The 14,134-nt window shown below is 71.7% G+C and carries 13 protein-coding genes; 4 read left to right on the top strand and 9 right to left on the bottom strand.

Features of this window, described 5'->3' with window-relative positions; genetic code table 11:
- Positions 1-238 precede the first annotated feature (238 nt).
- Complete coding sequence (locus ABT154_RS30650; protein WP_351861147.1) at positions 239-1,564, top strand: UDP-glucose dehydrogenase family protein; 1,326 nt, start codon at positions 239-241, stop codon at positions 1,562-1,564.
- Between the two features lie 126 nt (positions 1,565-1,690).
- On the opposite strand, the gene ABT154_RS30645 is transcribed toward ABT154_RS30650, so the two are convergent.
- From ABT154_RS30645 to ABT154_RS30635, 3 genes are read right to left on the bottom strand one after another with little or no spacing between them, the layout of a single operon-like run.
- A complete protein-coding gene (locus ABT154_RS30645) occupies positions 1,691-2,902 on the bottom strand; it encodes a dipeptidase (RefSeq protein WP_351861145.1) in 1,212 nt (403 codons plus the stop codon).
- Positions 2,899-3,396, bottom strand: coding sequence for a 5-(carboxyamino)imidazole ribonucleotide mutase (gene purE / locus ABT154_RS30640; RefSeq protein WP_351861157.1), 498 nt, complete (start codon positions 3,394-3,396; stop codon positions 2,899-2,901). Before purE ends, ABT154_RS30645 begins: the two co-directional genes overlap by 4 nt.
- A gap of 59 nt (positions 3,397-3,455) precedes the next feature.
- The gene (locus tag ABT154_RS30635) at positions 3,456-4,595 is read right to left on the bottom strand and encodes a 5-(carboxyamino)imidazole ribonucleotide synthase (RefSeq protein ID WP_351861143.1); all 1,140 of its coding nucleotides are present in this window, start codon (positions 4,593-4,595) and stop codon (positions 3,456-3,458) included.
- 187 nt (positions 4,596-4,782) lie between these two features.
- Between ABT154_RS30635 and ABT154_RS30630 the strand changes: the two genes are divergently transcribed.
- Positions 4,783-5,298, top strand: a complete 516-nt coding sequence (locus ABT154_RS30630; protein ID WP_351861141.1) for a GtrA family protein — start codon at positions 4,783-4,785, stop codon at positions 5,296-5,298.
- A 94-nt stretch (positions 5,299-5,392) separates the two neighbouring features.
- On the top strand, positions 5,393-5,938 hold the full coding sequence (locus tag ABT154_RS30625) for a hypothetical protein (RefSeq protein ID WP_351861140.1): 546 nt from the start codon (positions 5,393-5,395) through the stop codon (positions 5,936-5,938).
- Positions 5,939-5,970: 32 nt separating this feature from the next.
- On the opposite strand, the gene ABT154_RS30620 is transcribed toward ABT154_RS30625, so the two are convergent.
- Complete coding sequence (locus ABT154_RS30620) at positions 5,971-7,242, bottom strand: sensor histidine kinase (protein ID WP_351861138.1); 1,272 nt, start codon at positions 7,240-7,242, stop codon at positions 5,971-5,973.
- 79 nt (positions 7,243-7,321) lie between these two features.
- Complete coding sequence (locus tag ABT154_RS30615; protein ID WP_132916780.1) at positions 7,322-7,999, bottom strand: response regulator transcription factor; 678 nt, start codon at positions 7,997-7,999, stop codon at positions 7,322-7,324.
- Between the two features lie 439 nt (positions 8,000-8,438).
- Here ABT154_RS30615 and ABT154_RS30610 point away from each other — a divergent pair, with 439 nt between their 5' ends.
- Positions 8,439-9,959 carry a peptide MFS transporter gene (locus ABT154_RS30610; protein WP_351861136.1) on the top strand — a complete coding sequence of 507 codons (1,521 nt, stop codon included), beginning with the start codon at positions 8,439-8,441 and terminating at the stop codon, positions 9,957-9,959.
- A gap of 87 nt (positions 9,960-10,046) precedes the next feature.
- Here ABT154_RS30610 and ABT154_RS30605 read toward each other — a convergent pair whose 3' ends face one another.
- Genes ABT154_RS30605 through ABT154_RS30590 form a run of 4 tightly spaced genes read right to left on the bottom strand, consistent with a single transcriptional unit; the run spans position 10,047 to position 14,111 of the window.
- Entirely contained in the window at positions 10,047-11,495 is a 1,449-nt protein-coding gene (locus tag ABT154_RS30605) for a hypothetical protein (protein WP_351861134.1), read from the bottom strand.
- A 14-nt stretch (positions 11,496-11,509) separates the two neighbouring features.
- Positions 11,510-12,583, bottom strand: coding sequence for a hypothetical protein (locus ABT154_RS30600; protein ID WP_351861132.1), 1,074 nt, complete (start codon positions 12,581-12,583; stop codon positions 11,510-11,512).
- Entirely contained in the window at positions 12,580-13,374 is a 795-nt protein-coding gene (locus ABT154_RS30595; protein ID WP_351861130.1) for a COG1470 family protein, read from the bottom strand. The genes ABT154_RS30600 and ABT154_RS30595 overlap by 4 nt, the downstream gene beginning before the upstream one ends.
- 26 nt (positions 13,375-13,400) lie before the next feature.
- Positions 13,401-14,111: a peptidase gene (locus tag ABT154_RS30590; protein WP_351861128.1), complete on the bottom strand. Its 711-nt coding sequence runs from the start codon at positions 14,109-14,111 to the stop codon at positions 13,401-13,403.
- Positions 14,112-14,134 lie beyond the last annotated feature (23 nt).

Genomic DNA, 14,134 nt, shown 5'->3' with positions numbered 1-14,134 from the left:
ACCGCCGCCGCGAACGGGACGATCTTCGCCTCCGCCAGCGCACGCACCGACTCCCGGAGCATGTCGTGCTCCTCGGAGGGCCGATACAGGTCGAAATCGGCAGAACCCGCCATGCTCATCCACTCCCACGCTTGCTAACTACCGTTAAGTAACCCAAAGGGTAGGCCGTGTCCGGGCCCCGGGCCAGGGCACGACTATGCTCGGGCAGGCATTCCGCCCGACGTCACTGGAGACCCGCATGGCCCTCAAGATCACCGTGATCGGTACCGGCTACCTCGGCGCCACCCACGCCGCGGCCATGGCGGAACTGGGCTTCGAGGTCCTCGGCCTGGACGTCGTCCCCGAGAAGATCGAGCTGCTCTCCTCCGGCCGGGTCCCGATGTACGAGCCCGGTCTCGAGGAACTCCTCGCGAAGCACGTGGCCGGCATCGAGGGATCGAGCGGCCGGCTGCGCTTCACCACCTCCTGGGAGGAGGTCGGCGCCTTCGGCGACGTGCACTTCGTCTGTGTGAACACCCCGCAGAAGCACGGCGAGTACGCCTGCGACATGAGCTACGTGGACGCCGCCTTCACCTCCCTCGCCGGGGTCGTACGCGAAGGGGCCCTGGTCGTCGGCAAGTCGACCGTGCCCGTCGGCTCGGCCGAACGGCTCGCGGGCGTGCTGCCGGAGGGCGTGGAGCTGGCCTGGAACCCCGAGTTCCTGCGCGAGGGCTTCGCCGTGCAGGACACCCTGCGCCCCGACCGGATCGTCGTCGGCGTGCGCGGCGAGCGGGCCGAGAAGACGCTGCGCGAGGTGTACGCGGTCCCCGTCGGCGCGGGCTCGCCGTTCGTGGTGACCGACTTCCCGACGGCCGAACTGGTGAAGACCGCGGCGAACTCCTTCCTCGCCACGAAGATCTCCTTCATCAACGCGATGGCCGAGGTCTGTGAGGCCGCCGGCGGCGACGTCGCCAAGCTGGCCGAGGCCATCGGCCACGACGACCGGATCGGCGCCAAGTTCCTGCGGGCCGGCATCGGCTTCGGCGGCGGCTGCCTGCCCAAGGACATCCGGGCCTTCATGGCCCGCGCGGGCGAACTGGGCGCCGACCAGGCCCTGACCTTCCTCCGCGAGATCGACTCGATCAACATGCGGCGGCGCGGCCAGATGGTGGAGATGACCCGCGAGGTGCTGGGCGGGAACTCCTTCCTGGGCCGCCGGGTCGCCGTCCTCGGCGCCACCTTCAAGCCGGACTCGGACGACGTCCGCGACTCCCCCGCGCTGAACGTGGCCGGTCAGATACACCTCCAGGGCGGCCAGGTCACCGTCTACGACCCGAAGGGCATGGACAACGCCCGGCGCGTCTTCCCGACGCTGGGGTACGCGGACTCGGCCCTGGAGGCCGTACGCGGGGCGGACGTGGTGCTGCACCTGACCGAGTGGCGCGAGTTCCGTGAGCTCGACCCGGCGGAGCTGGCCGGCGCGGCCTCCTCGCGGGTGATCCTGGACGGCCGCAACGCGCTCGACGCGGAGCGCTGGCGGGCGGCGGGCTGGACGTACCGCGCGATGGGCCGCCCGCGCGCCTGAGGCGTACGCACGAGAAGGAGGGGCGCACCCCGGTCGGGTGCGCCCCTCCTTCTCGTCCTGCTTGCCTCGTCCTGCGGTCAGGCCGCCGCGGCCCCGCGCCGGTCCCGACAGGCCCCGTAGGGGTCGTCAGGCCTGCGGGACGGCCGGGGAGTCCAGGGCGTCGAGCGTCGCGTTCGACGGGGCCGTACGGCTCGTCAGATCGCGTGAGACGGCCTCCGCGTCACGGAGCACGCGGACCGCGTTGGACCAGGTCAGCTTGGCGAGGTCCGCGTGCGACCAGCCGCGGTGCAGCAGTTCGGCGACCAGGTTCGGGTAGCCGGCGACGTCGTCGAGCCCGGCCGGGGTGAAGGCCGTCCCGTCGTAGTCGCCGCCGATGCCGATGTGGTCGATGCCGGCGGCCTCGCGCATGTGGTCGAGGTGGTCGGCGACCGTCGCGGCGGTGGCGATCGGGCGGGGGTTCGCCTCCTCGAAGGCGCGGTGCAGCTTCATCGCCTCGGCTGTGGTGTCGAGGTGGTCGAAGCCGTGCGCCCGGAGGTTGTCGTCCGCCCGCGCGGTCCAGGCGACGGCGGCGGGCAGGATGAACTTGGGCACGAAGGTGGCCATCGCGACGCCGCCGTTGGCGGGCAGCCGCTCCAGGACGTCGTCCGGGATGTTCCTCGGGTGGTCGCAGACCGCCAGGGCGGAGGAGTGCGAGAAGATCACCGGCGCCGCCGTGGCGTCGAGCGCGGCCCGCATGGTGGTGGCGGCGACGTGCGAGAGGTCGACGAGCATGCCGGAGCGGTTCATCTCGCGGACGACCGCGCGGCCGAAGGCGGAGAGCCCGCCGACGCCGGGCTCGTCGGTCGCCGAGTCCGCCCAGTCGTTGTTGTCGTTGTGCGTGAGCGTCATGTAGCGCACGCCGAGGGTGTGCAGCGCGCGCAGGGTGGCGAGGGAGTTGTTGATCGAGTGGCCGCCCTCGGCGCCCTTCAGGGAGGCGATACGGCCCTCCGCGCGGGCCGCCTCCATGTCGTCGGCGGTCAGCGCGGGGGCCAGGTCGGCCGCGTACCGCTCCAGGAGCTGGTCGACGATGTCGATCTGCTCCAGGGTGGCGCTGACCGCGTCGTCGCCGGTCAGCCGGCAGGGCACGTACACCGACCAGAACTGGGCGCCGACGCCACCGGCGCGCAGCCGGGCGAGGTCGGTGTGGAGCACACCGGTCTGGTCCGCGCCGACGTCCAGCTTGTCGAGGTCGTAGCGCACGTGCTCGCGCAGCGCCCACGGCAGGTCGTTGTGACCGTCGACCACGGGGTGGCCCGCGAGCAGGGCGCGGGCCTCCTCCAGCCGCTCCGCGGCGCTCACTTGGCGAATCCGAAGGACTCGGCGCCCTCGACCTTGGCCCGCAGCCGCTTGCCCTTCTCGGTCGCCTGGTCGTTCAGCTCCTGCTGGAACTCACGCATCCGGGCGAGCAGTTCGGGGTCGTGCGCGGCGAGGATCCGGGCGGCCAGCAGACCGGCGTTGCGGGCGCCGCCGACGGAGACCGTGGCGACGGGAACGCCGGCCGGCATCTGCACGATGGAGAGCAGCGAGTCCATGCCGTCGAGGTACTTCAGCGGCACCGGAACCCCGATGACGGGCAGCGGGGTGACGGAGGCGAGCATGCCCGGCAGGTGGGCGGCGCCGCCCGCGCCCGCGATGATCGCCTTGAGGCCGCGGCCCGCCGCCTCCTCGCCGTACGCGATCATCTCGCGCGGCATCCGGTGGGCGGAGACGACGTCGACCTCGTACGGGATCCCGAACTCGTCCAGGGCCTGCGCGGCGGCCTCCATGACGGGCCAGTCGGAGTCGGATCCCATGACGATGCCGATCACGGGGGCGGTGTCGGTGGCGGGGCTCGGGGCGGGGCTCGTGCTGCTCACTCGGTGATCGTTCCTCGCAGATAGCCGGCGGCGTGGCGCGCGCGCTCCAGCACGTCGTCCAGATCGTCGCCGTAGGTGTTGACGTGCCCCACCTTGCGGCCGGGCTTCACGTCCTTGCCATACATGTGGATCTTGAGCTGGGGGTCCCTGGCCATGCAGTGCAGATACGCGGAGTACATGTCCGGGTAGTCGCCGCCCAGGACATTGCACATCACGGTCCACGTCGCGCGCGGGCGCGGATCGCCGAGGGGCAGGTCGAGGACCGCGCGGACGTGGTTGGCGAACTGCGAGGTGACCGCCCCGTCCTGGGTCCAGTGACCGGAGTTGTGCGGGCGCATCGCCAGTTCGTTGACGAGGATGCGGCCGTCCGTGGTCTGGAACAGCTCGACGGCCAGATGACCGACGACGCCCAGCTCCTTGGCGATCCGCAGCGCCAGCTCCTGCGCCTGTCCGGCCAGCGCGTCGTCGAGGTCCGGCGCGGGCGCGATCACCGTGTCGCAGACGCCGTCGACCTGACGGGACTCCACGACCGGGTACGCCACGGCCTGGCCGTGCGGGGACCGGACGATGCTCGCCGCGAGCTCGCGGACGAAGTCGACCTTCTCCTCGGCGAGGACCTGGACGCCCGCGAGGAAGGGGTCCCTGGCGTCCTCGGGCGTACGGACGAACCAGACGCCCTTGCCGTCGTAGCCGCCGCGCACGGTCTTGAGGATGATCGGGAAGCCCCCGACCTCGGCGGCGAAGGCCGCCGCGTCCTCGGGGTCCGCCACGAGACGGTGCCGGGGGCTGGGTGCGCCGATCTCGTCGAGCTTCGCGCGCATCACCCCCTTGTCCTGGGCGTGCACCAGCGCGTCGGGACCCGGGCGGACGGGGATGCCGTCCGCTTCGAGGGCCCGCAGGTGCTCGGTGGGGACGTGCTCGTGATCGAAGGTGATCACGTCGCATCCGCGCGCGAAGTCACGCAGCGTGGCCAGGTCGCGGTAGTCGCCGATGACGACCTCGCTCACCACCTGGGCCGCGGAGTCCTGCGGGGTGTCGCTGAGGAGCTTGAACTTGATGCCGAGGGGGATGCCCGCCTCGTGGGTCATACGCGCGAGCTGACCGCCGCCGACCATGCCTACTACGGGGAACGTCACCCTCTTAGGGTATCCGCACCATCGGGGAACACTCGTCCGGCTGTGTCTTGGCACAAGAAGGGCCCAGGTAGGAAAGGGTTCCTCCGTGGATTCCCAGGTACCCGGGCGGGTGACAGGGGGGCTGGATAGCATGGTTGGGTTGACGTCACCCGGACGTCATCCGGACGGACGGGACAGAGCCATCACCATGAGTGAACCCGGTGCGCTTCGCACGCGACTCGACCGGCTCGCCCGGGAGGTCGCCAAGTTCGGTCTGGTGGGCGGCCTCGGCGTCCTCGTCAACCTCGGCGTCTTCAACCTGGTGCGCCACTACACCGACATCCCGATGGTCCGGGCCAGCCTGATCGCCACCGTGGTCGCGATCGTCTTCAACTACATCGGGTTCCGCTACTTCACGTACCGCGACCGTGAGAAGTCGGGGCGGACCAAGGAACTGTCGCTGTTCCTGCTGTTCAGCGTGGTCGGCATGGTCATCGAGAACGGCGTGCTCTACGCGGCGACGTACGGCTTCGGCTGGGACGGCCCGCTGGCGAGCAACTTCTTCAAGTTCTTCGGCATCGGGATCGGGACCCTCTTCCGCTTCTGGTCCTACCGCACCTGGGTGTTCCGCGCACTGCCGGCGAAGGAAGCGGTGCAGACCGCCGAATCCTTCCTGGAGCAGGCACCGCGGCAGGCGAGCCGACGGCAGCCGAACCGGGTCTGAGGGTTCGGGGCGGGCCCCCTACGGGTCGGATTCCCGGGTCGGGTGGGGGCCGTCCCCGATGGGCCGGGGGGCGGGGGGCTGTGAGGCTTCTCGTATGACCTCCCGACGCTTGGGCGTGAAGAGTCCCGCCCTCATCGCTCCGCTCCTGCTGGTGCTGTACGGACTGCTGCGACTCGTCGACGGACTGGACGGCGAGCACGGTCCCGGGCTCGCCTGGAACCTCGGCCACGCCCTGTTCCTCGTCGGCTTCGTGCTCTTCGGCGTGGTGACGGTCGGACTGCGCCGGCTCGTCCCCGTCACCACCGGGCGCGGGCGACTCCTCGCGAACACGGCCACTGCGGCCGGCCTCTTCGGCGCCGCCTGCTTCCTCTGGGTGATACTCGGCGATCTGTTCGCGGACCTGGACAGGGCGGCGCCCCTGCCCGAACCGCTGGAGTCGGTCGGCCCGCTCGCGTTCCAGCTGGGCCTGCTCACCCTGCTGGTCATGTCGGTGGCCGCCAAGCCGCGACTGCTGCCCGCCTGGAGCCCCCTGCTGGTCCTCGTGGGCTTCGTGCTCTTCGCCGCCGACCTCGACCTGCTGCCGATCGGCGCGCTGCTGCTGATGGCCGGCCTGGCGCCGGTGGCCCGCGGGCGAATATAAGAGACCTCGCCCGCCGCCTCAGGTCCGGGTCGTCACCGTACGGGGCGCTCCCGGGGTGTGCCCGAGACGCTTCGGACCTCCCGGCCCAGGAACAGTGCGAAGACCGGGGGGTGCTGCTGGAGCAGTTCCAGACGGCCGCCGTCCGCCTCCGCGAGGTCCCGGGCGACGGCCAGGCCGATCCCCGTGGAGCTGCGGCCACTGACGGCCCGCTCGAAGATCCGCGCGCCGAGGTCGGCGGGGACACCCGGCCCCTCGTCGGTGACCTCGATCACCGACTGGTTGCCGGTGACCCGGGTGCGCAGGGCGACCGTGCCGCCGCCGTGCATGAGCGAGTTCTCGATGAGGGCGGCCAGGACCTGGGCGACCGCGCCCGGGGTGCCCACCGCGCGCATCCCCTGCTTGCCCGAGTGGACGATGGCCCGTCCGGCGCTGCGGTAGGCCGGCCGCCACTCCTCGATCTGCTGCTTGATGACCTCGTCGAGGTCGAAGGCGACGGCGGAGCCCGTACGGGGGTCCCTGGAGTTGGTCAGCAGCCGCTCGACGACGTCGGTGAGCCGCTCGACCTGGGTGAGCGCGATCGTCGCCTCCTCCTTGACCGTGTCCAGGTCGTCGGCGAGGGCGACCTCCTCCAGGCGCATGGAGAGCGCGGTGAGGGGCGTGCGGAGCTGGTGCGAGGCGTCGGCGGCGAGCCGGCGCTCGGCGGTGAGCATCCGGGCGATGCGCTCGGCGGAGGCGTCGAGGACGTCCGCCACCCGGTCGAGCTCGGGGACCCCGTACCGCTTGTGCCGGGGGCGCGGGTCGCCGGAGCCGAGGCGCTCGGCGGTCTCGGCGAGGTCGGTGAGCGGGGAGGTCAGCCGGTTGGCCTGGCGTACGGCGAGGAGGACGGCGGCGACGACGGCGAGCAGTGCGACCGCGCCGATGATCATGAGTGTGCGGCCGACCTCGGCGGTGACGGCGGAGCGGGACTCCTCGACGACGACGCTCTCGCCGCGCTCGCCCTCGGCGAGGCCCCGGATGACGTCGCCGTCCGGGCGGGTGCCGATCTCGATGGTGTCGCGGCCGGGGATGCGGATCTGGGCGTACCGCTTGGCGCCGCTCTGCTCGGCGAGGATGTCCGGGTTGACCGGCTCGCCGCCGATCAGCCGGCTGTCGACGATGGAGACGATCCGCAGCGCCTCCAGGTCCACGCTCTCCTGGGCGCTGCCGGCGATGGTCCGGGTCTCGACGATGACCAGGGAGACGCCGAAGACGGCGACGACGACGAGCACCACGGCGAGCGTGGAGTTGATGAGACGGCGGCGCACGGTGCTCTCCGGGGGCGGGGGGTGTCGGCTCTTCTCGGAGCCTCGGCTCCGTCTCGACGGGTCGCTTCTTCTCGGAGCGTCAGCTCTTCTCGAAGCGGAAGCCGACGCCTCGGACGGTGGCGATGTAGCGGGGGTTCGCCGCGTCGTCGCCGAGCTTCTTGCGCAGCCAGGAGATGTGCATGTCGAGGGTCTTGGTGGAGGACCACCAGGTGGTGTCCCAGACCTCGCGCATCAGCTGGTCGCGGGTGACGACCCGGCCGGCGTCCCGGACCAGGACCCGGAGGAGGTCGAACTCCTTGGCCGTCAGCTGGAGCTCCTCGTCGCCCATCCAGGCCCGGTGCGACTCGACGTCGATCCGCACCCCGTGGGTCGTGGGGGCGGCGGCGGGCTCGGTGGCACCGCGCCGGAGGAGGGCCCGGACGCGGGCGAGGAGCTCGGCGAGCCGGAAGGGCTTGGTGACGTAGTCGTCGGCGCCCGCGTCGAGCCCGACGACGGTGTCGACCTCGTCGGCGCGCGCGGTGAGCACCAGGATCGGGACCGTGTGCCCCTCGGCGCGCAGTCGTCGGGCGACTTCGAGTCCGTCCATGCCGGGGAGGCCCAGGTCGAGCACGACCAGGTCCACTCCGCCCTGGAGTCCGGCGTCGAGGGCGGTGGGGCCGTCCTCGCGGACCTCGACCTCGTACCCCTCTCTCCGCAGGGCGCGGGCCAGCGGTTCCGAGATGGAGGCGTCGTCCTCGGCGAGCAGTACACGGGTCATGGGGTGATGGTAGTCCGCGCGGGTGCCGGGCCGGGGCTGGATAGGCCCGCCCCGGAGGTCCCCCGGAGGTCCCCTGGAGATCTTGTGGGCATCTTGCGTGTGACCTTCGAATGACCTTGTGCGGTTGCGCTATCGCCTGTGATCCATCTCTCAAGTCCTTCCATATCCGGCAGTGTCATGTCGTATGGTGTATCGACGTCAGTAGCGGTATTCAGGGACCTTTGGCCAGCTTCGCGCGCCGAGGTCCTCTTCTGCGTGAGGTCGGCTCCGCCGATCTCGGAGACGGTGAATGACCTGTGGGCCGGGTTCCGGGACGCGTAGACGCGTCTCCCGGGGCGTGGATCCCGGTGGAGTCCTGTGCGGCTCCACCGGTGCCGGCCTCCCCCACCGGGCGCATCACGCCTCACAAGGCGTGCGTCCCGACAGAGCAAGGATCGACATGGCGTCCAGCCTGACGACGGCTTCGAGCGGAACCTCTGGTTCCGAGAAGACGTTCTTCGGCCACCCCCGTGGTCTGGCCACTCTCTTCATGACCGAGATGTGGGAGCGTTTCTCCTACTACGGCATGAGGGCTCTTCTGGTCCTCTACCTGGTCTCCGGCGGCGCGGACGCCGCGACCGGCACCCAGGGCGGCGGCCTTGCGATGACCGCGGCCACGGCCACGGCCATCTACTCGGTCTACGTGTCGATGGTCTACCTGATGGCCATGCCCGGTGGCTGGTTCGGCGACCGCGTCTGGGGTGCCCGCAAGACGGTCGCCATCGCCGGTTTCGTCATCATGGCCGGTCACGCCTCGCTGGCCCTCCCCGGTCAGGCGATGTTCTTCGTCGGCCTGGCGCTGGTCGCCGCGGGCTCGGGTCTGCTCAAGGCCAACATCTCCACGATGGTCGGCCACCTCTACAACGGCCCGGACGACCCGCGCCGTGACGGTGGCTTCACGCTCTTCTACATCGGCATCAACCTGGGTGCCTTCGTGGCGCCGTTCGTGGTCGGTACCGTCGGCGAGAAGGTCAACTGGCACCTGGGCTTCGCCCTCGCCGCGGTCGGCATGGGACTGGGCCTGATCCAGTTCCTCTTCGGCACGAAGCACCTCAGCCCGAGGAGCAACGTCGTCCCGAACCCGCTCTCCACGGAGGAGCGGAAGAGCGTCCTGGTCAAGGTCGCGCTCGTCGTCGTGCTCGCCGCCGCGTTCTACGGCGTCGTCGTCGCACTCGGCGTGTACACCCTGAACTGGGCGCTCGTCCCGATCACCCTCGCCGGCCTGATCATCCCGGTCGCCGTCCTGGTCCGCATCAAGCGCGACAAGGACCTCGACAAGACCGAGCAGTCGAAGATGACCGGCTACATCTGGTTCTTCGTCGCCGCCGCCGTCTTCTGGATGATCTACGACCAGGGTGGCTCCACGCTGTCCCTGTTCGCCGACGGCAAGACCTCGGACACCGTCTTCGGCTTCGGCTTCCCGGCCACCTGGTACCAGTCGCTCAACCCGCTCTTCGTGATGGCGCTGGCCCCGGTCTTCGCGTGGCTGTGGCTGTGGCTGGCCCGTAAGAACCAGGAGCCGAACACCATCGTGAAGTTCACGATGGGCCTGGTCCTGGTCGGCGCGTCCTTCTTCGTCTTCATCGTCCCGATGAACATGGCGGGCGACGGCACCAAGGTCTCCCCGATGTGGCTCGTCTCGATCTACATGATCCAGACCATCGGTGAGCTGTGCCTCTCCCCCGTCGGCCTCTCCGTCACCACGAAGATGGCGCCACAGAAGTACGCCTCCCAGATGATGGGCGTCTGGTTCCTCGCCGTCACCGCCGGTGACTGCACCACGGGTCTGCTCTCGCTCGCGGGCGTCGATCTGAACGGGACGGGGATCATCGCGATGGAAGCCTCATTGGCTGTCCTCGCGGGCTTCGCGATCTACATGTACCGCAAGAAGGTCCAGGGGCTCATGGGCAGCGTCCACTGACGCACCCGTACCCCGTACGGCCGTGAGGGCCGCCGCACCGATCCGGTGCGGCGGCCCTCCGCCGTTCCCGGCGACGTTCCGCCGTCGTCAGCGCCTCAGCCGCGCCCACGGGGTGAAGGCGAACACCGCGCCGCCGAGCAGGATCACCGTGCCGCCGACGAGGGCGAGGGCGCGCAGGGCGCCGTCGTCCTCGGCGCCGGTCTGGGCGAGGTCCCCGCCGGAGGAGCCGCCGGACGCGCTGCTCGTACCGCCGCCGGAGGCACCGCTGCCGGATCCGCCGGACACGCCGCCGGCCTGCTTGCTGGTGTCCAGTTCGAGGGAGGCCTTCACGGCGCCCTTGAGCTGGCAGGGGATCTGCATCTTCGAGCTGCCGAGCGTGACGTCGATGGTCAGCGGACCGGGGCTCAGCGTGGCCTTGCCGGTCGCGCCGGGCCGGTACGTGCCCTTCATGTCGGCCAGGTTCACCGGGTCGCCGATCTTGAGGGCGGTGGCGTTGGCGGGGCCGGTGACCTTCACCGTGCCGCTGTCCGCACCGCCGATCTTGATCGCCATGGAGGACTTGAGCGCACCCGCGGGCAGCGGGGCGGGGCTGTCCATGACGCCCTTGGCCGTCTTCACGGTGAGGTCGTAGGCGCCGCCCTTCTTCTTGGCGCTGATGGTGACCTTGGACTTGATGTCGGCCGGGCCGGGGGCCTGGCAGGTGAAGCCGACGGAGACCTCCGTGCCGGGGAAGTCGGTCTGCCCGCCACCGCCGCCACTGGAGGATCCGCCGGAGGAGCTGGTGGAACCCCCGGAGGTCGAGCCACCCGAGGTCGAGCCGCCGGAGGTCGTACCGCCCGACGTCGTCGTCGAACCGCCCGACGCCGTACCGCCCGACGTCGTACCGCCGGAGGTCGTACCGCCCGACGTCGTCGTCGAGCCGCCCGACGCCGTACCGCCCGACGTCGTACCGCCGGAGGTCGTACCGCCCGACGTCGTCGTCGAGCCGCCCGAGGTCGTCGAGCCCCCGCCGGCCGTGACCTTGATGGTCGCGGCGGCCTGCACCGCCTCCTTCGGCGTGCACTTCGTGTCCGTGGACAGCGGCTTGGACACGTTGATCGTGTACTTGTCGGGCGTGAGCGTGATCTCGCCCGCCTTGGTCAGCTTCAGCTTCCCCTTCATCTCGGACAGCGGCATCGGGCTGTTCTTGGGGACCGGCGGGTTCGTCCGGGTCCCCTCCATCGCGACGGTTCCGCTCGCCGCGCCGCCCACGGTGAGGACACCGGTCGGCTTGACCGTGTCCTGACCGAGGTCGAGCATGTCGGGGTTCTTCGAAGCGGCCTGGACCGTCTTCCAGACGATCTCGACCTCGTCGCCGACCTTGGCCTCCGCCGGCGCCGTGATGAGCACCTTGGTGGTGCCCTGCACGGGCGGAAGCCCGGAGATGGCCGGCGGGATGCACTCCGTCTTGTACGAGACCTCGGCGGCCTGCGCGGGACCGGCGGAAATCAGGATCCCCGCGCCGCCGAGCATCAGCGCGACTCCGGCCGCGCTCATCCTCCGTTGCGTGTTCACGCATTTCCCTTCGTCGTCGTCGGGCTGCTCTCTGGGGCTGACGGTGCGGAGTCAGGACTGAACCACGGCAGGACCGCGGTGGGTTCTCCGTCCCCCGGGTCCGGTCGTACGGACTCGGGGGTACGTGTGCGGCGGCGGCCCGCGGCCCGGGAGCGGGTCCGGGCGGTCCGGCCGGGGCCGGTGGTGGCGTGGGCGGGGCGGGCGGGGCGGGCGGGCCGGTTGCGGTCCACCACCGCCATCCCGATCCGGAACAGGGCGGCCGGTACGACGACGGCGAGCAGCAGCCAGAAGAGCGTCACACCCCACGGCCGCCCGACGCCCCACGGCTGCTCGACGAGGACCTTCTCCCCGTACTTCACGGACACCTGGTAGTCGCCGTGCGCGCCCGCCGGGAGTTCGACGGGGAGCCGTACGAGGGCCTTCTTGCCGGGGGCGACGGTGCCGCGCCACTGGCGTTCCTCGTACTGCGGGGTGAAGACGCCGTGGCTGGTGCCGACCTGGAAGACGGGATCCTTGACGGGCGCGGAGCCGAGGTTGCCGACGGTGAAGACGATCTCCCGGGACGGCGGCGCCCCGAACCAGACGAGGAGGCCGCTGGAGCCGTCGAGGCGCACGGCGGCGAGGACGGCGAGCCGCCCGTCGCCCGAGGGTTCGGGGAGCGGGGCGGTGGGGTGCCCGGCGACCGTGAACGCCCGGTCGACGGCGTCCTGCCGGCCGGTGACCCCGGCCACGTGCACGACGCACGGGCAGGGCTTGGGCGGTTCGGTGACGGGGAGCTTCGCGCTGAACGCGCCCCTGGCGTCGACCGTGGCGGCCCTGCCCTCGGTGTTGGCGCAGGAGTTGGTGCCGCCGACGACGCCGGTGCCGGGCGAGCCCTGGCCGCAGATCAGGAGCATGAGCAGCGAGCCCGGCTGCCAGCCGCTGCCGCTGACGGTGATCTCGCCGCCCTTGCCGCCCTCCGCCCGGGAGAGCTCGACGACGGGGGTGGGGGGCGCCGCCGCGGGTGCGACGGGCAGCAGCGCGAGGGCAAGGGCCGCGAGGAGGGCGGCTGCCGTACGGATGGTCCTCATGGTGTCGCTCCCGCCGAGGCTCGTGGGGTACGGGACCCGACGCGTCGCCGTACCGCGTATCCGCCGCCGCCCGCCGCGAGGAGCAGGCCGGCCGCGCCGGTGAGCGCCGGGCCCGAGGCGAAGGAGGCCTCGGCACGGGCGGTGGCGGACGCGGCGCCCGGGGCGGCGGCGGTCAGCCGGACGGTGACGGAGTCGAGGGCGGGCGGGTCGGGCCAGGTTTCGGTGCGGGTGGCGCGCTCGCCGGGGCGGAGGGTGAGCGGCAGGGCGCGCTCCGGCCGGTCGAGGACGGTACCGAGGAGGCCGTCGGCGCGGACGGCGAGGCGCGGGGCGAGGACCGTGCTGCCCCGGTTGACCAGGGTGTAGCGGAGGGCGCCGGTGCCGGTGTCGACGCTGACGTCCTCGACGGTGAGCGCGGCGAGGTGGGGGCCGCTGACCCGGATCCGCAGGTCGACGCGGACCTCACGGCCGGCCGCGGAGGCCCGTACCGTGCCCCGGTGTTCACCGGGCGGGAGGTCGGCGGTGACGGTCACGGCGAAGGGCACGTCCGCCCGGGTCCTCGCGGGCACGGTGACGGTCCGGGCGGCGAAGGAGACGGGTGCGCCCCGGCCGCTGAGCCGTACGGTGAGGGGCCGGGCGCCCGGGTTGGTCACCGACAGGGTGTCCTGGAGGACGCTCCCCGCCGGGCCCTCCAGATAGGCGTACGGCCGTCCGGCGGCGGGCGCCGCCGTCCAGGCCTGGGCTCCGGGGGGAGCCGCCGCGACCACGCCGCAGAGGGCGGTCGCGGCGGCCACGAGCCCGGAGCGTGCCGCCGTCCGCATCAACGTGCCGTGCGCCGGCTGAGCCAGAGGACTCCGGCGGCGCCGGTCAGCAGGACGGTGCCGCCGAGGGTGCCGAGGGCCATGGCGGAGTCGAGGGGGCCGGTCTTGGGCAGCTGGCCGCCGGTGTCGCCGGTCGCCGCGTTGTCCCCGGAGTCGGCGGGCGGCGGCGTGTCGGAGCCGCCGGAGACGCCGGTGACGTCGAGTTCCAGCGACGGCTTCGGGCTGTTCTTGGCGGTGCAGACGGCGGCGTCCATGCCGAGGGCGTGCACGGTGAGCGTCCCGGCCGTGAAGGTGACCTTGCCGTTCTTCTTCGGCGTGTACGTGCCGGTCAGGGTGCCGATGCTGATGGGGGTGTCGGGCGGGATGGCGGCCGTGTTCGGCGTTCCCTTGACCTTGACGGTGCCGGAGTCGGCGCCGCCGAGGACGAGTTCGGCGCGCGGGGTCATGACGCCCTTGGGGAGTTCGACGGGGCTGTCGGAGACGCCCTTCTCGAAGGACATGGTGATCGTGTACGCGCTGCCGCTCTTGACGGCCTTGATGTCGACGGGCGAGACGGCGCTCTTGGGCCCGATCTTGGTCTCGCAGGCGTAGCTGACATCGACGACGGCCGCGTGGGCCGCCGGGGCGGCGGCCAGCACGGCCGCGCCCGTCACCGCTGCCGCAGCCGTGAGCGCGGCGGCCGTTCTCCTCCGGTTCGTCACCTTGGACACCCCGAACACCCCTCACCGCAACG

This window comes from Streptomyces sp. NPDC001728 (assembly GCF_040297565.1).
In the GTDB taxonomy this organism is placed as follows: Bacteria; Actinomycetota; Actinomycetes; order Streptomycetales; family Streptomycetaceae; genus Streptomyces.
This window is presented reverse-complemented; position numbering and strand designations above follow the sequence as displayed.